Genomic DNA, 21,446 nt, shown 5'->3' on the forward strand with positions numbered 1-21,446 from the left:
CGTTGAGAATCCGCGGATTCCGGGGGCTCTCGAGAGCACGGTCAGCGGGGCGCGGGTCCGGGACAGTCTAGGCCCGCAGGGGCAGCGGCAGCCACTCGGGCAGGTCCGGGCTCACGACGTCGTGGGCCCGCCCCGCCCGGCCAGGCGCGCCGCTCCACTTCGCGGCGGGAAATCGAGCGCACCTGCGCTCAGAAGCGCGGAATACGCCGGATTTCCCGCCTCGAAGGGCTGGCTGTCAGAGCATGCAGCTGACGCAGCCCTCGACCTCGGTGCCCTCCAGCGCGAGCTGGCGCAGGCGGATGTAGTAGATCGTCTTGATGCCCTTCGTCCACGCGTAGATCTGCGCGCGGTTCAGGTCACGGGTGGTGGCCGTGTCCTTGAAGAACAGCGTCAGGGACAGGCCCTGGTCCACGTGCTGCGTCGCCGCGGCGTACGTGTCGATGATCTTCTCGTAGCCGATCTCGTACGCGTCCTCGTAGTACTCGAGGTTCTCGTTGGTGAGGTACGGCGCCGGGTAGTACACGCGGCCGAGCTTGCCCTCCTTGCGGATCTCGATCTTCGAGGCCACCGGGTGGATCGAGGAGGTCGAGTTGTTGATGTAGGAGATCGAGCCCGTCGGCGGGACGGCCTGCAGGTTGCGGTTGAAGATGCCGTGCTCCATGACGGAGGCCTTCAGCTCACGCCAGTCGTCCTGCGTGGGCAGGGCGATGCCGGCCTCGGCGAACAGCTCGGCGACGCGCTCGGTGGCGGGCGCCCACTCCTGGTCCGTGTACTTGTCGAAGAACTCCCCCGAGGCGTACTTCGAGTCCTCGAACCCGCCGAACCGCTGGCCGGTCTCGATGGCGATCCGGTTCGAGGCCCGCAGCGCGTGGAACAGCACCGCGTAGAAGTACATGTTCGTGAAGTCGATGCCCTCCTCCGAGCCGTAGTGGACGCGCTCGCGCGCCAGGTAGCCGTGGAGGTTCATCTGCCCCAGGCCGATGGCGTGGGAGGCCGCGTTGCCCTTGGCGATGGACGGCACCGACTGGATGTCGGACATGACCGACACGGCCGTCAGCGCACGGATCGCGGTCTCCACGGACCGGCCGAAGTCCGGCGAGTCCATGGTCTTGGCGATGTTCATCGAGCCGAGGTTGCAGGAGATGTCCTGGCCCACGTGGGCGTAGCTCAGGTCCTCGTTGTACTCGGAGGCCTCGGAGACCTGCAGGATCTCGGAGCACAGGTTGGACATGGTGATGCGGCCCTTGATCGGGTTCGCGGCGTTCACGGTGTCCTCGAACACGACGTACGGGTAGCCGGACTCGAACTGGATCTCGGCGATGGTCTGGAAGAACTCGCGCGCGTTGATCTTGGTCTTCTTGATCCGCGCGTCGTCGACCATCTCGTAGTACTTCTCGGTCACGGAGATCTCGGAGAACGGCACCCCGTAGACGCGCTCGACGTCGTACGGCGAGAACAGGTACATGTCCTCGTTCTTCTTCGCCAGCTGGAACGTGATGTCCGGGATCACGACGCCGAGGGAGAGGGTCTTGATGCGGATCTTCTCGTCCGCGTTCTCGCGCTTGGTGTCGAGGAAGCGGTGGATGTCCGGGTGGTGCGCGTTGAGGTACACCGCGCCGGCGCCCTGGCGCGCGCCGAGCTGGTTGGCGTAGGAGAAGGAGTCCTCGAGGAGCTTCATCACGGGGATGACGCCGGAGGACTGGTTCTCGATCTGCTTGATGGGCGCGCCGTGCTCGCGGATGTTGGTCAGCGAGAGGGCCACGCCGCCGCCGCGCTTGGACAGCTGCAGGGCGGAGTTGATGCCGCGGGCGATCGACTCCATGTTGTCCTCGATGCGCAGCAGGAAGCAGGAGACGAGCTCGCCGCGCTGCTTCTTGCCCGAGTTGAGGAAGGTGGGGGTGGCCGGCTGGAAGCGGCCGGCGATCATCTCGTCCACCAGGTGGGTGGCCAGCTCCTGGTCGCCCCGGGCCAGGTGGAGGGCGACGACGGCGACGCGGTCCTCGTAGCGCTCGAGGTAGCGCTTGCCGTCGAAGGTCTTCAGGGCGTACGAGGTGTAGAACTTGAACGCGCCGAGGAAGGTCGGGAAGCGGAACTTGGCCTTGTAGGCACGATCGAACAGGCCCCGGATGAACTCGAAGGGGTACTGCTCGAACGTCTCGGTCTCGTAGTAGTCGTTCTTCTGCAGGTAGTCGAGCTTCTCCTCCAGGTCGTGGAAGAACACCGTGTTGGTGTTGACGTGCTGCAGGAAGTACTGGCGCGCGGCCGCGTGGTCGGCCTCGAACTGGATGCGACCGTCGGCGCCGTAGAGGTTCAGCATGGCGTTGAGCTCGTGGTAGCCGAGGTTCTGCCACTCGGCGGGCATGTTCTTCGCCTGGCGGATGAGGTCCGCCTCGGTGGGTGCGGTGGTGGTCATGTCCACAGTCCTTCCAGGCCGCCGCGGACGCGTTCGACGTCGTCGGGCGTGCCCATCAGCTCGAATTTGTACATGAGGGGCACCTGGCACTTGCGGGAGATGATGTAGCCGGCCAGGCAGTAGCCCTCATGGAAGTTGGTGTTCCCGGACGCGATCACACCCCGAATCCAGTGACGGTTCTCCGGGACGTTGAGGAACTTGATCACCTGCTTCGGGACCGCGCCCGGCCCGCTGCCCCCGCCGTAGGTGGGGGTCATCAGGACGTACGGGGCGGTGGCCCCGAGGGTGGGCTCCCGGGTGATCAACGGCAGTCGAGCCACCCGGTCCTCGGGCAGCTCGAGCTTCTCGACGAAGCGGTGCGTGTAGTTGGAGGCGGAGGAGAAGTAGATCAGTCCCGCGTCGGTGGGGACGAGCCCCTGCGCCTCGGCCGAGCGGATGTGGCTCGGGTCCGCGGCGACGGTCATGTCGACTCCGGTCAGGCCACCGATGCCGCGGCGGACTCGGCGAGCTCGGCGATCTTGTCCGGGCGGAAGCCGGACCAGGAGTCGGTCTCGGTGACGACAACGGGGGCCTGCATGAAGCCGAGGGCACGGACGCGCTCGAGGGCGGCGGGGTCCTGGGACATGTCCACGACCTCGTAGGCGATGCCCTTCTTGTCCAGTGCACGGTAGGTGGCGTTGCACTGCACGCAGGCCGGCTTGGTGTACACGGTGACGGTCATGGCGATCCCTGTTCCTTCGTGGTCTCTGGTGGTCTGCGGGTGTCGGCGCGGCGCCCGCGAGGTGAATCACGGGGCGTGCCGAACATCTGCGTCGATACTACATCTAGTGATCACAGCCGGGAACCATCCCTACATGTAGTAGTCACACCGCTGTAGTTACGTATCCCCACCCTCTGCCCATCCTGTCCACACCCTGCTGTGCGAGACGATCCGCGCGGACATGCGGGACACGCCGGGACCGAGGTCGACTGTCCACAGCCGGTGGAGATCTCGGGGCCGGGTTCCCACAGCCGGAAAGTCGGGTTCGCCACGTCCGCGAGCGGCGTGTCCGGCCCCCGCGGACCACTACATGTAGGAGCCCGCCGCCGGCCGGCGTCGGAATACCCCGTGACCACCGGGGGTTGCCCCGGCATGAGCACCTCCCCCACCGTCACCCGCAATGACGCCGAGTCCCGCTACGAGCTCCACGACGGCGGCACACTGCTCGCCGTCCTCGACTTCCGGGACAACGGCGCGGCCGTCTCCCTGAACCGCGCGTTCACCATCCCGGTGCACCGCGGCCGGGGCCACGCCGCCGCGCTGACCGCGGGCGCCGTCGAGGACATCGCGACGAACGGCGGCCCCGCAGGGGGCCGCCGCATCGTGCCGATGTGCTGGTACGTCGCCCAGTGGTTCGACGAGCACCCGGAGAAGAGCGCGCTGCTCGCGCCCCACTGACCGGCGCGGTCAGGCCGCGACGCGGTGCCGGCGCACCACGGCCAGGACGCCCGCGGCCAGCACCGCGACGGCGACGGGCCACGCCGCCGGACCACGCCCGGTCTCGACCGTGTCCGGCACCGTGTGCTCGCCGTCGGCCGGATCCGCAGGGGTCTCGGGCTCCGCCGGCGAGGTGGGAGTGTCGGGATCGGCCGGCTGGCCCGGAGCGTCGTCGAACGGGCCGGCCACGGGGAAGGTCACGAACCCCGGGATCCGCCCGTTCTCCCAGTCGTAGAGGTCCACGCGGGGATCGCCGAACCGCACGGTCACCGTCCGCGTCGTCGTCACGCCGTCCCTCGTGGCCCGCAGGGTGACGGTGTCGGATCCGGTGAAGCCCTCGGGCGCCTGGTACACGTAGCCGCGCGGCCCGCCGGTCTCCTCCTCCGTCACCTCGACGACCCGACCCTCGGCCGGGCCCGCGACGAGCGTCAGCGGCGCCGCCTCATCGCCCGTGTACGAGGAGATGAACACGTGTCGCTCCCCCGGCGCCGCGAGCAGGGTGGTGTCCCAGGCGGTGGGGAGCATGTGGAAGCCGAGCTCATGACGCTGGTCGGCGCGCAGCGGCTCGCCCGGGTCAGCGTCGGTGAGGTCGGCGTCCGGACCGTAGGTGAGGGCGGCCACCTCGCCGCCCAGGACGTAGAGGGTGTAGACGACGGGACCGGTCCCCGACTCGCCCAGGCTCCGCCGGGCCGCGGCGACGTCGAAGTCACCGCGCTCCAACTCGTCGTCGTACGTGAACGGGACCTCGGTCTCGGCGCCGCGGGCCTCCCCCTCCAGCACCGGAGCCACCGTCAGGCGGACGTCGGACTCGTCCACCTCGAACTCGGTGCCGAAGGAGGCACCGGTCTCACCCTCCGCGCCGGCCACGAGGAAGGATCCGCCGGGCAGGCCGTGCTCGGCGGTCCATCCAGCGGGGTGGGCGGGTGAGGCGAGGGCAGGGGTCGCCCCCAGGCCGGTGAGAAGGACGCCGGCGCCCAGGGCGGCGGCAAGGCGGGTCGGTCGGGCGGTGCGCATCGTGCTCCTCCAGGGGTGCGGTGCTGCGACGGGCCGAAGGGTTCTCCGGCTCGGACGCCCGAGGTCGACCGGATGCCGCACTCGCCGCGTCGGCACGAATCTACGCCGCACGGACGTGAGGCGGGTCACCATCCGGTGACGAAGCGCTATCGACTCGGTCACGGCGACGCGCGATGCGGATCGGGCCGCCCGGCCGGCCGGTGTGTCAGCGGGATGCGCTGGGCGAGGGGCTTGCCCCGGAGGAGGGGCGCGGGGTGGCCTGCGCCGTGTCGGCCGGGCTGGGCGACGGGCTCGCCGATGCGGTGTCCCGCCCCCGCTGGTCCTCGGCGTCCCGGCCGGACGCGCTGGCGGAGCCCGACGCGCTGGAGGAACTGGGCGAGCTCGACGACGGCAGCACCGGCTTCTGGGTGGCGCGGAAGTTGCGCACCCGCTGCAGCGGCTCCGGGACGAAGTCCGAGGGGACGGAGCCGCCGTCGGCGCCGGTGCCCTCGATCTTGATGGGGCCGGTGAACCCGGACGGTTCCGCCGTGCGCGCCCCGCTCGACCCGATCACGCCCATCTCCGCGAGCGTCGCGGCCAAGCTCTCCAGCTCCTTGCGGTGGCCCTCGACCACGCTGGAGGCCAGCTCCTTCGCCGCGTCGTCCGAGCCGTCCTCCGCCTCCGTGGCGGAGATCGTCAGCGCGCCCTGATAGAGGCGGCGCATCTGGAGCAGGTAGATCCGTCCTGCCTCCTCCGGCTCGGCGGCGGCCAGCACGTTCTTCTCCCGGTCGGACAGGAGTCCGGCGCGCAGCTCGTCGCCCACGATCTCCGCCGGCTCCGCGTCCTCCGTGGACTCGGGCTGCGCAGACGGGGTCGCCTCGGCACCCGCACCGCGCACGTCATCCGAGGGGACGCCCCAGCCCTCGAGCATCGACTCGAGCCGGCCCGCCCGCTCCTCGTGCTCGGACTTCATCCGTTCGGCGGTGGCCCGGATCTCCTGGTCCACGCCGTCCTTGCCCAGCACCTGATCGGACTGCTGGATCGCGTCGCGGTGGTTGCGCAGCAGCAGACCCGCGAACTGGATGTCCGCCGCGAGCGGGTCGGCGGACGTCTGGCTGGGGCTGGCCAGCACGCCCTCCAGGTAGGTGTTCCCCGCCTCCGTGCCACCGGTCTGTCCGGGCTCCTCGGCGACGCTGCAGCCGCCGGTGGCCAGGGTGATGCTCAGGAGCGCCCCTCCGACGGCCACGCTCCAGCGGCGGGGGTGCACGCGGGCGGGGGCGATGTCGGCTCGGCTCATGGGCGCAGGTCCTCTCGGCGGTCGTCACCCGGTCACGGGGTCAAGGGCGGTCCGACGCGGTCGGCCGCCCCGGCCTCCCCAGGGTACCCCTCCGGCCTCCCGGCCCCGGGGTCGCCGCGGCCTCAGGCGACGCGGGTGGCCTGCACCACCCAGTTGTTGAAGGCGTTCCCGGCCATCCCGGTGCCCGGCACGAGGTCGCACGTGATCAGCGTGACCTTCGCGTCGTCGCCCCCGGGCTCCCATGCCCAGCGGTGCGACGGATCCTGGGTGAGCGCCTCCTTCTCCATCGAGACCGCGTCCGCGTCCGCCTCGAAGGCGGCCTGCGTGCCGTCGTCGTATGTCACCACGACGACGGCACCCGCGCGCACGTCGCCCAGGTTCCAGAACACGTCCCGCACGCCGTGGTAGACGACGTGCCCGGCCAGGACCCCCGCGTACCGGGACCGCTCCCCCGGCGTGGTGCCCCACTGCGGCGGGCCGTACCAGCCGACCGTCTGTGGCTCCGGGTCCAGGTCGCCGCCCTCATCCAACTGCGTGAGGTCGATCCCCGCTCCGACGATCTGCTCGCCGTCCTGGTGGACGTCCACGTGCACGGGCGTCGCCGTGACCTCGTCCCACGGGGCGGCGGGGCCGGAGAGGTGGGCGGCCGCGGCGGGGGTCGGCTCCTCGGACGGTGCCGGCTCCTCGGACGGCGCCGGCTCCTCGGTGGGGGTCGGCTCCTCGGACGGCGTGGGTGTGCCGGCGAGCTCCTGGGTCTCGACGGGAACCGCCGCCTCCCGCGTGGGTGACGCCGAGGACGGGCTCGGCGTCGGGGTCGGGGTGGCCGTCGTTGCGGGGCTGGGCGTGAAGCGTGCCGAGGACGGCGACGGCGACGGCGACGGGGTCGCGGACGCCGTGGCGCTGAGGGTGGGGGCGGCGCTGATCGGCACGGCGCCGACCGCCAGCACCCCGCGCAGCGCGAGGAACACGAGTCCCAGGCACAGCAGCACCAGGACCACCCACAGGGCGCGTCGGACGGTGGTGTTCATCCGGGTTCTCCCCTCGTGTGCATCGACGCGGCCCGCCCGGGGCCGCGTCCGACGACGGCATGGTCTCACGCGCTCCGGCCTCGGCCCGGCGCGTCGTCCGTTCGGGATGGCCGAGGCGACCGGGACGCGGGTGCGCCCCGGCCGCCTCGGTGCGGGCTCAGGCCAGGCCGAAGGTGCGGCGCAGGCGCACCAGAACGCCGGCGGCCAGGGCGCCGATGGCGGCCAGGCCCCACGCGGAGCCGTTGCCGGTCTCGACCGTGTCCGGGACGGTGTGGCCGTCCTCGGCCGGCTACTCGGGAGCCGGGGCCGCGGGCTCGCCCTCGTCGACGACCGGTTCGGCCGGCTGCTCGGGCTCGGCGGGCTCCTCGGGGGCGGGGGCCGGATCGACCGGCTCCTCCGGGGCGGGCTCGGGTTCCGGAGCCGGCTCGGGGGCGGGCTCGGGTTCCGGAGCCGGCTCCGGCTCCGGCTGCGGCTCGGGGGCCGGCGCCGGGTCGATCGGGGTGGGCGTGGAGTCGCCCGGCAGGTCGAGCACCTCCACGGTGAACTCGACCGTCCGGGTGACGCCGTTCGCGGTCATCACCACGGTGAAGGTGTCGGTCCCGAGGAAGTCCTTCTCCGGGGTGTAGCCGAAGGAGGTCCCGCCGATCTCGACGGTCCCGTGCTTCGGCGCCACGGTGAGCTCGGCGTCGATCGGGCTCGGCACGCCGCCGTCCTCGGTCACGAGGGACTCGACGACGGTCGCGTTCTGGTCCGTGTAGACCCGCCACGTGGCGACCTCGGCCCAGTCCTCGAACGGGATGAACTCCTCGGCCTCGATCGGGGTCATGGTGCCGTCGGCGGCGAAGGCCGCGCCGAAGGCGAGCTGGCCGGCGCCGTAGACGTGCACCTCGTAGGGCTGCGCCAGGTCGCCGCCGAGGACCTGCTCGATGTCGTGCATGAACACGGCGCCCATGTCGTCCTCGGTGATGAAGTCGACCTGGATCTCGGTCTCCTCCCCCGACGCGGTGACGACGACGGCACGGATGTCCTCGGTCGCGAAGTTGTCGTAGAGGACGAACTCCATCAGGTCGTCGTCCGCGCTGACGAACGTGCCGGACGGGGTGCCGTGCTCGGGCGTCCAGGTGGCGGCGTGGGCCGGGGCGGCGGCGACGCCGACGAGGACGGCTGCACCGAGGGCGGCGGCGGACAGGCGGGCGGGGAACTGCAGGGACATGGGGTCCTCCGGTTCGGCGGTGCGGGCGTGGTGTCACCCCGAGTGAGTGCAGGTGACGTGGGTCACGGACACGTCGATCCTATCTGCCACATGTGCATCTGGTGAGCGCCGCCTGGCCGCAGCCGCAGAATTCACTCACTCTTCATGTGGGACGCCGCATCCCCGGGCTCGGCATAGCGGTCCCAGACGAAGGCCTGCAGCCGACGGGCGATCGCCTCCAGCGTCGCGGCGGCGAAGTGATCCTCCCGCCATGCCGCGTGCAGTCGCACCGCGAGCGCCCGCCCCTGCGCGATGACCCGCACCGGCGTCAGCTCGAAGGCCGGGTCCTCGGTGACGACGGCGACGCCCGCCCCCGTCGCGACCAGGGCCTGGGCCACCCGCCCGGAGTTCGCCTCGACGAGGGCCGGTGGCGTGAGGCCCGCCACGGCCACGGCGCCGTCGAGGACGCGCCGCGCCATGAAGGTGCGGGCGGGCGCGACGACGGGCTGGGCCACGAGGTCGTCGAGGGACACCCGCGTCCGGCCTGCCCAGGGGTGGCCCGGGGCGACGTACGCCCAGACCGGCAGGTCCATCAGCGGCAGCGACGCGACGGAGGGAGGCGGCACCGTCGGCATCACCACGAGGTCGTGCCGCGCGACGGCGTCGAGCAGCGAGTCGTCGAGCTGGGTCTCCGCCACGCGCGGGCGCGGGTCCTCCTCGCCGAAGGTGGCCACGAACGGCAGCACGACGTCGATGAGGGTGGTGCCCGGTGCGGCCACGGCCACGTCCGTGAGCCGCCCGGAGGCGAGCGCGCGGGCCGCCTGCTCCGCCCGTCGATGGGCGACGAGAACCTCGCGCGCCACCGGGAGGAACGCCTCGCCGGCCGTCGTCAGCTCGAGCCGGCCGCTGACCCGGGCGAACAGGGGCAGGCGCAGCTCACGCTGCAGCCGCTGCAGCTGCCGACTGAGCGCGGACTGCACGAGATCCAGGCGGATCGCCGCCCCCGAGACCGTGCCGACCTCGGCCACCGTGACGAAGGCCCGGAGCAGTTTCTCCTCCATGCCGGATGAGCATAGCCGCCATGCCAGATGATCACTGGACGGCATGGACTCAACGCCCCACCATGGGAGGACGCGGCCCGACGCGTCGTTGTCGTGCCCACCCGTCGTCCCCGCTCCCCGTGAGCCGTCCCCAGGAGGCACCCCCATGACCGCCACCCCCGACCTCGAGCAGACCCGCCATCTGGCCACCGAGCTGCCCGGCCCTCGCTCCCGTGAGCTCGCCGAGCGCCAGCAGCGTGCCGTCCCGGCCGGCGTGGCCACCACCATGCCGGTGTACGCGGCCCGCGCCGCGGGCGGCATCCTCGAGGACGTGGACGGCAACCGGCTGATCGACCTGGCCTCCGGCATCGCCGTGACCTCCGTGGGCGCCTCCCACCCGCGCGTCGTGGCCGCCGTCCAGGAGCAGGTCGCGCGGTTCACCCACACCTCGTTCATGATCACGCCCTACGAGGGCTACGTGGCCGTGGCCGAGCAGCTGGACCGCACCAGCCCGATCCCCGGCGAGACCCGCACCGCCCTGTTCAACTCCGGCGCCGAGGCCGTGGAGAACGCCGTCAAGGTGGCCCGCGCCTACACCGGCAAGCAGGCCGTGGCCGCGTTCGACCACGCCTATCACGGCCGCACCACCCTGACGATGGCGCTCACCGCCAAGTCCATGCCCTACAAGCACAGCTTCGGACCGTTCGCCCCCGAGATCTACCGCGTGCCCGGCTCCTACCCGCTGCGCGACGGCCTGTCCGGCGCCGAGGCCGCGCAGCGTGCCATCTCCGCGCTGGAGAAGCAGATCGGCGCCGACAACCTGGCCGCCGTGATCATGGAGCCGGTCCAGGGCGAGGGCGGCTTCATCGTCCCGGCCGAGGGCTTCCTGCCGGCCGTGGTCGAGTGGTGCAAGGCCAACGGCGTCCTGTTCATCGCGGATGAGGTCCAGTCCGGCATCGCCCGCACCGGCACCTGGTTCGCCTCCGAGACCGAGGGCATCGAGCCGGACCTGATGGCGACCGCCAAGGGCATCGCCGGCGGCATGCCGCTCTCCGGCGTCACCGGCCGCGCCGAGGTGATGGACTCCGTGCACCCGGGCGGCCTCGGGGGCACCTACGGGGGCAACCCCGTCGCCACGGCGGCGGCGCTCGCCGTGTTCGAGGCCGTCGAGGAGGGCGGTCTCCTGGAGAAGGCCCGCCGGATCGAGCAGGTCATCCGCGAGCACTTCGAGCAGAACGCCGACGACCGCATCGCCGAGGTCCGCGGCCGCGGCGCGATGATGGCGATCGAGTTCGTGGACCCCGCCACCGGCGAGCCGGACGCGACGCTGACCGCCACCGTGGCCGCGGCCGTGCGCGCCACCGGCGTCATCCTGCTCACGTGCGGCACCTACGGCAACGTCATCCGCTTCCTGCCGCCGCTGACCATCGGTGAGGACCTCCTCAAGGAGGGCCTGAGCGAGGTCACGAAGGCGCTGCGGTCCGCCTGAGCCCCCGCCACCGGCGGACCGACGACGACGGCCCCGCATCCCCGTCCGGGATGCGGGGCCGTCCGCCTGTCGGCAGAGGACTCAGATGTCGTCCTCGTAGGCGGGGCCGCCTTCGTTCTCCATGGCCTCGAGGCGCCGGGACTTCTCGGCGGTGAAGATCCGGCGGACCCCCGTGCCGCCGAACTCGTCCTCCGGGACCAGCCCGACGCCGTACTTCCGCAGGGCCTTCTCCAGACGCAGACGCTCGTCCACCCGCAGGTCGGCCAGCCCCTTCTCGAAGCGGCGCAGCTGCTCCTTCTCGAGGCCGGCCGCGGTGGCCAGGGTGCGGACACTGACCTGGGCGAGAGCGCGGCCGGCACGCGCCACGTCGAAGGTCATCGGGGTGGGGTACATCAGACATTCTCGATTCTGCAGTTCTCGACGGGGATCCGATCCATGATGGCCACGCCCCGGATGAAGGGACAAGGGCGCGCCAGCCTAGAACCCGCTGTGCGGTAGGCACCCAGCCGACGGAGACGACCCTGGCCGACGATCGGGGAGAATATGGCGGTCATCACTCCCCCACCCCCGAGAAAGGGGGCTCCATGAGCCACGTGACCTCTTCCCCGCCCGAGACAGGGCCGGGTCTCAAGAAGACCCTCTCGTCGCTCGACGCCTACGCCATGGGCTTCGGCGCCATGATCGGCTTCGGCTGAGTCGTCCTCGTGGGCGGCTGGCTCAAGAACGCCGGCACCTTGGGCTCGATCATCGCGATCGTCTCCGGCGGCCTGATCATGACCGTCGTCGCGCTGGTGTACGCCGAGCTCGTCGCAGCGATCCCGAAGGCCGGAGGCGAGCATCACTTCCTGCTGCGTGGCATGGGCGCGCGGTGGAGCTTCCTCGGTTCGTGGGGCATCACGGGCGGCTACATCTCGATCGTCGCGTTCGAGGCCGTCGCCCTCCCCCGCACCGCCGCGTACATCTGGCCCGAGATCGAGTCGATCCCGCTGTGGAACGCCTTCGGCTCGGACGTCTACCTCGTCTGGGCGCTGGTCGGCGCCGGGGCCGCCGTGGTCATCACCTGGATCAACTACATCGGCGTCAAACTGGCCGGCATCGTGCAGACGATCGTCGTCGCCACGCTGCTCGTCATCGGCGCTCTCCTGGTGTTCGGGGCCGGAACGGGTGGCTCCGTCGCGAACTTCGAGCCCCTCTTCACGGACGCCCGGGGCCTCTTCACGGTGATGGTCGTCGTGCCGTTCCTCTTCGTGGGCTTCGACGTCATCCCGCAGTCGGCCGAGGAGCTCAACATGCCCCCTCGCCGCATGGGCGTGATGATCATCGTCTCGGTGGCCGCCGCGACCCTCTGGTACATCATGGTGATCCTGACGAACGCGTCCTCGATGCCCCGTGAGCAGCTCGTGAACTCCGACCTCGTGACGGCTGACGCCATGGCGGCCCTGTTCCACAGCCCGGCCATGGCCAACGTGCTGCTCGTGGGCGGCATGGCCGGCATCCTCACCTCCTGGATCGCCCTGCTCATGGGCGCGGCTCGCCTGCTCTACGCGATGGGCGTCTCGGGCATGCTGCCCCGCTGGTTCGGACACATCCACCCGAAGTACCGGACCCCGTCGAACGCGGTGCTGTTCATCGGCGTGCTCTCCATCGCGGCGCCGTTCTTCGGCGCGGGCGCCCTGGGCTGGTTCGTCGACTCCGGATCCCCGTCCATCGTGTTCACCTACATGATGGTCTGCGTCGTGTTCCTGCTCCTGCGCCGCCGCGAGCCGGAGATGGACCGCCCCTTCCGCGCGGGCGGCGCGACCGCCGGGCGAGTGCTGGGCGTGACCGGTGTGATCCTCACTGCGGGGCTGCTCAGCCTCTACATTCCGGGGATGCCCGCCTCCATCGCCCCGATGGCCTATGCCTTCTTCGGCCTGTGGTGGCTGCTCGGCTTCGTTTTCCTGTTCCGCATCCCGCGCGGGATCACCCCGGGCGAGGACGCAGAGGAGCGTCTGCTGGAACGTCTGGCGCGTCGCTGACCCACTGCTCCCGCCTCGCCGGGGGACGCGGACGGGCCCGCCTCCGGTCACCGGAGGCGGGCCCGTCGTCGTCGTGGGGTGTCAGTCCTGGACGAAGTACGTCTGCTTGTTGACGAACTCGTCCATGCCGAGCGGGCCGAGCTCGCGGCCGAAGCCGGAGCGCTTGACGCCGCCGAAGGGGATCTCCGCCCCCTCGCCCGCCGGCGTGTTGACGTTGGCCATGCCGACCTCGAGCTGCCGGGCGATCCGCTCGGCCTTGGCCTCGTCCTGGGAGAACACGGCGCCGCCCAGGCCGTACTGGGAGTCGTTGGCGAGGGCGAGCGCCTCGTCCGCGGACTCCACCTTGTAGACGACTGCGACGGGGCCGAAGAGCTCCTCGCGGTAGGCGTCCATCTCGGAGGTGACGCCCGTGATCACGGCCGGGGCGAAGCGGGCGCCCGCCTCGTCCGTGACGGTCCCGCCGACGTGGACGGTCGCCCCCTGCTGCCGGGCCCGCTCCACCTGCTCGGCCAGGCGCTCGGCGGCACCGCGCGAGGACAGCGGGGTGAACACCGTCGGGTCCTCGTCGGCGGCCTCCCCGGGCTTCATGGCCTCGGCCAGGGACACCAGCTCGGCCACGAAGGCGTCGTGGATGTCCGCCGTGACGATCATGCGCTTGTTGGAGTTGCAGGCCTGGCCCATGTTGTACATGCGGGTCGCCCACGCGGTGCGGGCGGCCTCGGCCGGGTCCTCGGCGTCGAGCACGATGTACGGGTCCGACCCGCCGAGCTCGAGGACGGCCTTCTTGAGGTGCTGGCCCGCGAGCGCGCCGATCACGGAGCCGGCCCGCTCGGAGCCGGTCAGGGACACGCCGGCCACGCGCGGGTCGGCGATGAACTCGGCGATCTGGTCGTGCGTGGCGAAGACGTTGGTGTACACGCCGGCCGGCACGCCGGCGTCGTCCATGATCTGCTGCACGGCCAGGGCCGAGCGGGGGCAGATCTCGGCGTGCTTGAGCACGATCGCGTTGCCGAGCATGAGGTTCGGCGCGGCGAAACGGGCGATCTGGTAGTACGGGAAGTTCCACGGCATGACGCCCAGCAGCACACCCAGGGGCAGGTGGCGGATCATGGCGCGGCCGCCCCCGTAGGTCTCGATGGGGCGGTCCGCGGCGAGGGTGGGGCCCTTGTCCGCGAAGTAGCCGAAGATGGCCGAGCTGAACTCCGCCTCCTCGACGCCCTCGGTCACGCGCTTGCCCATCTCGGTGGCGATGATCTGCGCGAGCTCGTCTTTGCGCTCCTCGAAGAGGTCCGCGACCTTCTGCACGATGGTGGCGCGTTCCTCGATGGGGCGGGCGGCCCATGCGCGCTGGGCGGTCTCGGCGGCGGCCAGCACCTGGTCGACCTCACCGTCGGCGAGGGCGGGGAAGGTCTCCACGACCTGGTCGGTGCTGGGGTCCTGCACGCGATAGCCGGTGGGGGTGCTCATGAGTGGGTCCTCTCGTTGGGGTCCCGGACCACGGCAGTGCCGTCGTCGTCCGGACGGATGATCGGGATGGGTCGGGTCGAGTCCGTCTGCGGCAGGGTCTCGCCACGGAAGTAGGCCGGGTGGCGCAGCCGCGTCCACATCATCAGTACCACGCCGATGGCCAGCACGCCCATGCCCAGGATGAACACGGTGCCGACACCGAACACGGAGGAGCCGGAGCCGTAGTCGGGGTCGGTGGAGTCCATCGCGGTCACGCAGAACATCACCAGCAGCACGAGGCCGCCGATCAGCGGGAACAGGAAGGTGGTGAGGGCGTTGCCCACCGAGGTGAACCACTCGCGGCGGAAGTACCAGACGCAGGCCAGGGCGGTGATGCCGTAGTAGAAGCAGATCATCAGGCCCAGAGCGGTGATGGTGTCCCACAGGGCGTTCTCGGAGAGCAGCCGCGTGACGACGTAGAAGAGGCCGGCGAAGCCCGCGCACACCCAGGTCGCGAAGGCCGGGCTGTTGAACCGGGGGCTCAGCTCGGCGAAGCGCGCGGGTACGGCCCGGTAGAAGCCCATCGCCAGCAGGGTGCGGGCCGGGGAGACCATGGTGGACTGCAGGGAGGCCAGGGAGCTGACGAGGATCGCGCTGGACATGATCACGGCAAAGGGGCCCAGGATCGGGCCGGCGAGGACCGCGAAGATCGACTCCTGGTTGTCCGGGTTGCCCGCGCCCAGGCCCTCGGAGCCGATGCCCGCCCAGGAGATCACGGCCAGGGCGGACAGGATGTAGACGGCGATGATGACGAACACGGTGACGGCGGCGGCCCGGCCGGGGGTGCGCTCGGGGTCCTTGGTCTCCTCGTTCATCGTGAGGGTCACGTCCCAGCCCCAGAACAGGAAGATGGACAGGGAGACGCCGGCCGCGACCACACTGAAGTCGCCCGCGGTGAACGGGTTGAACCAGTCCAGCTGCACCGGGGTGGGGTCGAAGCCCGCGCCACGGGAGGACTGCGTCAGGGCGGCGACCGCGAACGCACCGAGGGCCAGGATCTGGAAGGCCACCAGGATGTACTGCAGGTGCTTGGTGGTCTCCATGCCGCGGTGCGAGATCCATCCGGCCAGGGCCAGGTACACCAGGGTCAGGGGGATGTTGACCCACAGGTTGCCGGCCAGGTCCGCGATGGCCTGGCTCCCGGTGATCTGGGCGAGCAGCAGGAACGTGAAGTCGACGGCGACGGCCGCCAGGTTGGACAGCACGATCACGGAGGCGGCGATGAGCCCCCAGCCGCCCATCCACCCGACATACGGCCCGAAGGCGTGCGTGGCCCAGGTGAACGACGTGCCGGAGTCCGGCACCCGCGTGTTCAGCGCCCGGTAGCCGAGGGCCACCAGGAGCATCGGGATGAAGCCGAGCAGCAGGATCGCGGGCACGTGGGTGCCGACGGTGCTGATGGTCGGCCCGAGGCCCGAGGTCAACGTGTAGGCGGGGGCGACGACGGAGACGCCGATCACCACCGCCCCGAGCAGGCCGACCTTGCCGGCCTGGAGCCCCTTGTTGCTCACCCCGCCCGGGTTGAGCAGGTTGACCTGCTCGATGGCGGAGGTGGTCGGGTACACGTGCTCGTGTCCCTCATTGTCGACGACGCGGCGTCGTGGGGTGGATGCGCTCATGAGGATGTCCTTGTCCGTCGGGCCGGTCAGCCGGTGGGCTGCCCCGCGTCGGTGGCTTCCCGCTCGGCGATGGCCAGGGCGGCGGCCTCGCCCATGCGGATCGCGCCGTCCACGTGCTGGTAGCCCTCGGCTGCGATGTCCGAGCACGCGTAGTGGATGGGACCGGTCGGGCGGTTCTGGAGGTGGCCCCAGCGGGAGAGCCCGCCGAGGTCGTAGCTGGTGGCGTAGGCGCCTCGGGTCCACTCCTCGGCGGCCATGTCCGAGAGGAAGAACGCGATCGGCTCGAGGGTCCGGGGGCCGAGGTACTCGGCCATGGCGCCGAGGATCGCGGCCTTGCGCTCCTCCTCCGGCAGGGCCCACATCTGCTCCGCGTACACGTCGGACACGAAGCCGACGAGGGTGCCGTGCGGGTCCTCCTTGCCCGGGGCGCCACCGGCCAGGTTCTCGCCGCGGTTGGTGTTGTCATAGATCTCCTGGACGAGACGGCCCCCACCGAAGCACGTGCCGGACAGGCCCTCCTCGCGCCAGAACGGGGTCTCGTACACGGCGTGCACCTTGATGACCAGGCCCATGGAGATGTGCTGGTGCGCGATCTGCTGCTCGCGCGGCATCGGCGGCTCGAAGGAGATGCGGCTGTAGAGGTTCGGCGGGACGGCCAGGACCGCGTAGCGGGCGTGCACCTCGTAGTCGTCAGTGAGCGCCACGACGTCGCCGGCGGCGCCGTCGTGCGCCACGCCGTTGCGCACGTCCGCGGCCACCCCGTTCTTCTCGTCCGCGGTGGACGGGTCCGGCTCGGCCCAGCGCAGGGTGCGCACCGGCTGGCCGAGGACGACGTCGTCGCCCAGCTCGGCGGCCATGGCCAGGGACACGGACTGCATGCCGCCCTCGACGCGCTTGTCCAGGATGAAGTCCTCGTCCACCAGGTTGCGGAACGACCCGGCCGAGGCGGACATGAGCAGCGCCTGGAGCAGGGAGAAGGTGTGGGAGGGCTTGGTCAGCATGCCGGAGGCGATGTAGATGGAGACGTTGTCGATGGCCTCCGGGTCGTCGGACTGCTGCTCCAGCCAGTGCCGGAAGGAGATCTTGTCCAGCTCGGCGGCCCGCGGGTGCTCCCACGGGGCGGCGGCGTCGATCTCGGCGGTCAGTTCGTCGATCTTGGCGATCAGGCGATCCATCTCCCGGTCCGTCTTCTCGGCCACCGGGAAGTCGAGGCCGTCGTAGACGTGGCGTTCTCCGCGCGGGTCCACGTAGACGTTGCGACCGTCGCGGAAGCGGGAGAACGTCGGCAGGCCGAGCTCCTCCACCAGGGAGATGAGGCGGGTCTGGTCCGGGGAGATCCACTGGCCGCCGATCTCGATGAAGTGGTCCTTGCCGTCGGCGCCCTCGACCAGGCCGTTCCAGGTGCGGCCGCCGACGCGCCGGCGAGCCTCCAGGACGGTGACGGACAGGCCCTGGGCCTTCGCGGTGCGGGCGGCCATGAGGCCGGCCGGGCCGGCGCCGATCACGACGACGTCGCTCGTCCGGCGCTCGCGGCCGGCGGTGGCGGGGGCGGTGGTCATGGGGTGCTCCTCTGGCGGGGACGGGGCATCGGGCGGGGCCCGGGTGAATGCCGTTCATTTAGAGTGTCGGCGCTCACTGTACGGGCCGCGCGCCGGGAAGGGAAGGCTGGTCCGTAGCCGGCCTGACACCTCCTGCCCGTCCGACGGGTCAGAATGGCCGGATGGACGAGACCACTGAACCGCCCCGGGCGCGCCGCCGCCGCGGACGACCTCTCTCCCCCGCTCTGAGCCGCGAAGCGATCGCGGACGCGGCGCTCGCGGTCGCCCGCACCGAGGGATACGAAGGGCTCACCATGGCGGCGGTCGGCCGTCGCCTGGGCGTGGCGCCGAGCGCGCTCTACAACCACATCAGCGGCAAGCATGAGCTGCTCGTCCTGCTGCAGGACGCCGTGATGGGCGAGGTCTCGCTCGTCGAGCTGGAGGCCGCGATCCGGGGCGAGGTGCCCGTCGTCGCCGCCCTGCGGGCGTGGGCGCGCTCCTACCGCGACGTCTTCGCGGCCCATCCGCCGCTGATCCCGCTCATCGCGACCCTGCCGATCGAGGGAGCCCCGTCGACGCAGCGGGTCTACGAGACGGTGTGCGCGGTGTTGGCCCGGACCGGTCTGGCGCCGGAGCAGGTGCTGGCCCGGGTGATCGCGCTCGAGTCGTTCATCTACGGGTCTGCGTACGACGTCGACGCTCCGGCCGACATCTTCGAGGTGGCGGGGGCGCAGGAGCGCCTGCCCGCGCTTGGCGCGGCCGCCGAGGCCTTCCGGGCGGGCGGGGGCACGCGCGCGACGGGGGCGCGGAACCCCTATGCGGACGCACCCTTCGAGGAGGGACTGGACCTGCTGCTCGCGGGCCTCGGCGACTGACCCGCGGACTGCCGGCCGCGTGTCAGGCCGGCACGGACGCGCCGCCCCTGTGTGTGAGAGGGGCGGCGCGTCGACGGGGCCGTGTGCGGCGGGCCGTCAGCGGGTCAGGCCGAGACGACGACGCGCCGCGACCAGCACCCCCGCGGCGGCGGCGCCGAGGCCGGCCAGCCACCAGCCGGTGGACTGCCCCGTCTCGACGGTGTCCGGGGTCGTGTGCTGCTCGTCGGCGTCGCCCTCGACCGGAGCGGTCTGCTCCTCCTCATCCTCCGGAGCCGGGGCGGCCTCGTCGCCCCGGAACGCGGCGAGCGCCGCTGCGGTGTCCGGGTCGGTCAGGTCGAGCGGCTTCCCGTTGAGGACGCCGTCCTCGGCATCGAGGAAGCCGTCGTACGCGGCGGAGATCTCCTCGCCGACATGCACGGTGACGGTCTGGACGTGGGCGACGTGGTCGCTGTGGAAGTCGACGGTGAAGGTGTCCGTACCGACGAAGCCCTCGTCGGGGATGTACCAGGCACGGAGCTCGGAGTGCTCCGAGTCACGGAACGCGAAGACCTCACCGTGGGCCGGTTCGGCCACGACCGTCGCGTAGGTGTTCTCCATCGTCGGCGCGGCGACCAGGTGGACGATCTCGGCGCCCGCCACCCCGGGTGCCAACTGCACGGCCGAGTCCCAGGCCAGGGGCCGGTCCCCGAGGTGGGCCATCTGCGGGCCGTCGACGGCGTGCACGGCCGCCCCCTGATCGTCGGCGAGGTCGGCGTCCGCCTGGAGCGTGATGCCCATGTTCAGCATCTGCCCGTCGGCCACGACGTCGTACCGCACGAGGCCTTCACCGGCCGCGCCGAGCGCGCGGCGGGTCTCCAGGACGTCCACCGCGCCGCCGTCGATGACGTCCAGGCCGGTGAACTCCACCTCCTGGCCGCCCTCCAGGCGGGTGCCGTCCTCGGCCACCGGGGTGAGCGTGAGCGTGAGGTCCTCCGGGTCGTAGCCGTCGTAGGTCTGGAAGAAGGCGGCGGTGACGTTCTCGTGGTCGACGGCCTGGAAGTAGCCGGCCTGGGGGCCATGGGCGTCGTCCCAGGCCGCGGCGGGGCCGGCGAGGGCGACGGTGGTGATGAGGCCGGCGGCGGCGACGGCGGCGGGCAGGTGACGGAGGGAGGGACGACGGGTACGGATGACGGACATGGCAGCTCCTCACTGAGTCAACCGGACAGGGCCGGCGGCCCCCGCCTCTGCAGCACCGGTGGTCCGGGCTCCACGGGTGGAGACGCCTCGAGTCTGTCCGCCGAGAGCCTGCCGTGAAAGGGCTGTGCGACGTCGATGCGTGATCGACGCTGGACCGCAACCCGGTCGTGACCGGTGGTTCTCGACGGCGAGCTGGCCGTCACGACGACGAAGGCCCGGTCCGCACGGACCGGGCCTTCTGACTGGTGGAGGTAAGGGGATTCGAACCCCTGACCTTCTGCATGCCATGCAGACGCGCTACCAACTGCGCCATACCCCCAGGTGGGTGGTGACTCCGTTTCCGGCGGACCGGCCGGAGCACCTGAACAGAATACCCGGCCTGCGGCAACCGCGCAAACCGGCCGGGCGGCGTCGATGGACCGCCGCGACGCCACGGCCTAGCGTGCAGGAGACGCCCCCATGCCCCCCCCGCCAGCCCAGGAGGTCCTGCATGTCCCGCACTGACGCACCGATCCGCACCGCCCTGATCGGCTACGGGTTCGCCGGGAAGACGTTCCACGTCCCCCTGCTCCACGCCACGGAGGGACTCGCTCTCACCCATGTCGTCTCGAGCCGCCCGGACGCGGTGCACGCGGACCTGCCGGACGTCGTCGTGGTGCCTGACGTGGACAAGCTCCTGGCTCGCCACGACGTGGACCTCGTGGTGATCGCCGCCCCGAACGACCAACACGCGCCGCTCGCGCGCACGGCCCTGAGGGCGGGTAGGCACGTGGTGGTGGACAAGCCCTTCACGCTGAGTCTCGCCGAGGCGCGGGAGCTTCGCGACCTCGCGGTCGAGACCGGGCGGGTGCTGCGGGTGTTCCAGAACCGCCGCTTCGACAGCGACTTCCTGGGCATCGCCGAGCTGGTCCGCTCCGGCCGGCTCGGGGACGTCGTCCACCTCGAGTCCCGGATCGACCGCTTCCGCCCGACCGTCCGGGACCGCTGGCGGGAAGCCGCGGTGCCCGGGGGCGGCATCTGGTTCGACCTCGGACCGCACCTGGTCGACCAGGCGCTCCTGCTCTTCGGTGTCCCCGAACGCGTAGACGCCGACCTCGCGGCCCTGCGTCCGGGCGCCCCGGTCGAGGACTGGGCGCACTGCGTGCTGCAGTACCCGGGCCGGCGCGTGGTCCTGCAGGCGTCGATGCTCGTGGCCGGCGGCAGCCCGCGCTTCGCGGTCCACGGCACGCGTGGCTCCGCGGTGAAGAAACTGCCGGATCGGCAGGAGGTTCAGCTGCGCGCTGGTCTGCTCCCCGGCGCCGAGGGCTGGGGCGTCGATCCGGACCCGATCCTCCTGCACGACGGGGAGGGGAACACCGAGCGCGTCCCCGCGCCGATCGGAGCCCAGCAGCGGTCCTACGCGGGCGTGCGCGACGCGATCCTGGGCCGCGCGAGCAGCGACGCCGCCACCCCCGACCAGGCCGTCGCCGTGATGGCGGTGCTCGAGGCCGCCGTCGCCTCGGCGCGGGAGGGCCGTGCGGTGGAACCCGCACTCACGGCGGCGGAGCGCGCAGCGTACCCCGGCGTGTCCCCCGCACCGACCGCGGCGGAGCGACATCACCGCAGTGCAGAACCGCGGTGATGTCGCGGGGCGGCGGTCGCCTCCCGGCCCCGCACGGGAGTCCGACGACGACGAAGGCCCGGTCCGTGTGGACCGGGCCTTCTGACTGGTGGAGGTAAGGGGATTCGAACCCCTGACCTTCTGCATGCCATGCAGACGCGCTACCAACTGCGCCATACCCCCAG

At 71.5% G+C, this 21,446-nt stretch carries 18 protein-coding genes and 2 tRNA genes; 5 read left to right on the plus strand and 15 right to left on the minus strand.

Annotation, left to right across the window (positions count from 1 at the left end; genetic code table 11):
- Window positions 1-235: 235 nt before the first annotated feature.
- The 3 genes from nrdE to nrdH are packed head-to-tail and all read right to left on the minus strand — an operon-like array spanning window position 236 to window position 3,134.
- Window positions 236-2,362, minus strand: a complete 2,127-nt coding sequence (gene nrdE / locus HDA34_RS01830; protein WP_180537555.1) for a class 1b ribonucleoside-diphosphate reductase subunit alpha — start codon at window positions 2,360-2,362, stop codon at window positions 236-238.
- Between the two features lie 47 nt (window positions 2,363-2,409).
- The gene (nrdI, locus tag HDA34_RS01835) at window positions 2,410-2,877 is read right to left on the minus strand and encodes a class Ib ribonucleoside-diphosphate reductase assembly flavoprotein NrdI (RefSeq protein ID WP_004167610.1); all 468 of its coding nucleotides are present in this window, start codon (window positions 2,875-2,877) and stop codon (window positions 2,410-2,412) included.
- Between the two features lie 11 nt (window positions 2,878-2,888).
- The gene (nrdH, locus tag HDA34_RS01840; protein WP_036313172.1) at window positions 2,889-3,134 is read right to left on the minus strand and encodes a glutaredoxin-like protein NrdH; all 246 of its coding nucleotides are present in this window, start codon (window positions 3,132-3,134) and stop codon (window positions 2,889-2,891) included.
- A 411-nt stretch (window positions 3,135-3,545) separates the two neighbouring features.
- On the opposite strand from nrdH, the gene HDA34_RS01845 reads away from it, so the two are divergent.
- Window positions 3,546-3,851, plus strand: a complete 306-nt coding sequence (locus tag HDA34_RS01845) for a GNAT family N-acetyltransferase (RefSeq protein ID WP_095354181.1) — start codon at window positions 3,546-3,548, stop codon at window positions 3,849-3,851.
- 9 nt (window positions 3,852-3,860) lie between these two features.
- Here the strand turns inward: HDA34_RS01845 and HDA34_RS01850 are convergent, their stop codons facing one another.
- The 5 genes from HDA34_RS01850 to HDA34_RS01870 form a co-directional block, all read right to left on the minus strand.
- Window positions 3,861-4,904: a hypothetical protein gene (locus tag HDA34_RS01850; protein ID WP_036338930.1), complete on the minus strand. Its 1,044-nt coding sequence runs from the start codon at window positions 4,902-4,904 to the stop codon at window positions 3,861-3,863.
- Window positions 4,905-5,109: 205 nt separating this feature from the next.
- The gene (locus tag HDA34_RS01855) at window positions 5,110-6,180 is read right to left on the minus strand and encodes a DUF305 domain-containing protein (protein WP_036338927.1); all 1,071 of its coding nucleotides are present in this window, start codon (window positions 6,178-6,180) and stop codon (window positions 5,110-5,112) included.
- Window positions 6,181-6,302: 122 nt separating this feature from the next.
- Entirely contained in the window at window positions 6,303-7,208 is a 906-nt protein-coding gene (locus tag HDA34_RS01860; RefSeq protein ID WP_134377145.1) for a class F sortase, read from the minus strand.
- Between the two features lie 289 nt (window positions 7,209-7,497).
- Window positions 7,498-8,421, minus strand: coding sequence for an Ig-like domain-containing protein (locus HDA34_RS01865; RefSeq protein WP_127435148.1), 924 nt, complete (start codon window positions 8,419-8,421; stop codon window positions 7,498-7,500).
- Between the two features lie 131 nt (window positions 8,422-8,552).
- Window positions 8,553-9,461 carry a LysR family transcriptional regulator gene (locus HDA34_RS01870; protein WP_127435147.1) on the minus strand — a complete coding sequence of 303 codons (909 nt, stop codon included), beginning with the start codon at window positions 9,459-9,461 and terminating at the stop codon, window positions 8,553-8,555.
- Between the two features lie 145 nt (window positions 9,462-9,606).
- Here HDA34_RS01870 and gabT point away from each other — a divergent pair, with 145 nt between their 5' ends.
- A complete protein-coding gene (gene gabT, locus HDA34_RS01875; RefSeq protein WP_127435146.1) occupies window positions 9,607-10,929 on the plus strand; it encodes a 4-aminobutyrate--2-oxoglutarate transaminase in 1,323 nt (440 codons plus the stop codon).
- 81 nt (window positions 10,930-11,010) lie between these two features.
- On the opposite strand, the gene HDA34_RS01880 is transcribed toward gabT, so the two are convergent.
- Window positions 11,011-11,322, minus strand: coding sequence for a hypothetical protein (locus HDA34_RS01880; RefSeq protein WP_127435145.1), 312 nt, complete (start codon window positions 11,320-11,322; stop codon window positions 11,011-11,013).
- 311 nt (window positions 11,323-11,633) lie between these two features.
- Between HDA34_RS01880 and HDA34_RS01885 the strand changes: the two genes are divergently transcribed.
- Entirely contained in the window at window positions 11,634-12,947 is a 1,314-nt protein-coding gene (locus HDA34_RS01885) for an APC family permease (RefSeq protein ID WP_233437073.1), read from the plus strand.
- A gap of 81 nt (window positions 12,948-13,028) precedes the next feature.
- On the opposite strand, the gene HDA34_RS01890 is transcribed toward HDA34_RS01885, so the two are convergent.
- Genes HDA34_RS01890 through HDA34_RS01900 form a run of 3 tightly spaced genes read right to left on the minus strand, consistent with a single transcriptional unit; the run spans window position 13,029 to window position 17,631 of the window.
- Window positions 13,029-14,414, minus strand: coding sequence for an NAD-dependent succinate-semialdehyde dehydrogenase (locus HDA34_RS01890; protein ID WP_134377144.1), 1,386 nt, complete (start codon window positions 14,412-14,414; stop codon window positions 13,029-13,031).
- Complete coding sequence (locus tag HDA34_RS01895) at window positions 14,411-16,072, minus strand: APC family permease (RefSeq protein ID WP_036316957.1); 1,662 nt, start codon at window positions 16,070-16,072, stop codon at window positions 14,411-14,413. Before HDA34_RS01895 ends, HDA34_RS01890 begins: the two co-directional genes overlap by 4 nt.
- A gap of 26 nt (window positions 16,073-16,098) precedes the next feature.
- Complete coding sequence (locus HDA34_RS01900; RefSeq protein ID WP_041103003.1) at window positions 16,099-17,631, minus strand: flavin monoamine oxidase family protein; 1,533 nt, start codon at window positions 17,629-17,631, stop codon at window positions 16,099-16,101.
- A gap of 161 nt (window positions 17,632-17,792) precedes the next feature.
- Between HDA34_RS01900 and HDA34_RS01905 the strand changes: the two genes are divergently transcribed.
- On the plus strand, window positions 17,793-18,485 hold the full coding sequence (locus tag HDA34_RS01905) for a TetR/AcrR family transcriptional regulator (RefSeq protein ID WP_036381598.1): 693 nt from the start codon (window positions 17,793-17,795) through the stop codon (window positions 18,483-18,485).
- Between the two features lie 96 nt (window positions 18,486-18,581).
- On the opposite strand, the gene HDA34_RS01910 is transcribed toward HDA34_RS01905, so the two are convergent.
- Window positions 18,582-19,661: a hypothetical protein gene (locus tag HDA34_RS01910; RefSeq protein WP_036340945.1), complete on the minus strand. Its 1,080-nt coding sequence runs from the start codon at window positions 19,659-19,661 to the stop codon at window positions 18,582-18,584.
- Window positions 19,662-19,904: 243 nt separating this feature from the next.
- Window positions 19,905-19,980, minus strand: a tRNA-Ala gene (locus HDA34_RS01915).
- A gap of 171 nt (window positions 19,981-20,151) precedes the next feature.
- Here HDA34_RS01915 and HDA34_RS01920 point away from each other — a divergent pair.
- Window positions 20,152-21,282: an oxidoreductase gene (locus HDA34_RS01920; protein WP_127434962.1), complete on the plus strand. Its 1,131-nt coding sequence runs from the start codon at window positions 20,152-20,154 to the stop codon at window positions 21,280-21,282.
- A gap of 86 nt (window positions 21,283-21,368) precedes the next feature.
- Here HDA34_RS01920 and HDA34_RS01925 read toward each other — a convergent pair.
- A tRNA-Ala gene (locus HDA34_RS01925) sits at window positions 21,369-21,444 on the minus strand.
- Window positions 21,445-21,446 lie beyond the last annotated feature (2 nt).

It is taken from the genome of Micrococcus luteus (assembly GCF_014138885.1).
GTDB classification, from domain to species: domain Bacteria; phylum Actinomycetota; class Actinomycetes; order Actinomycetales; family Micrococcaceae; genus Micrococcus; species Micrococcus luteus.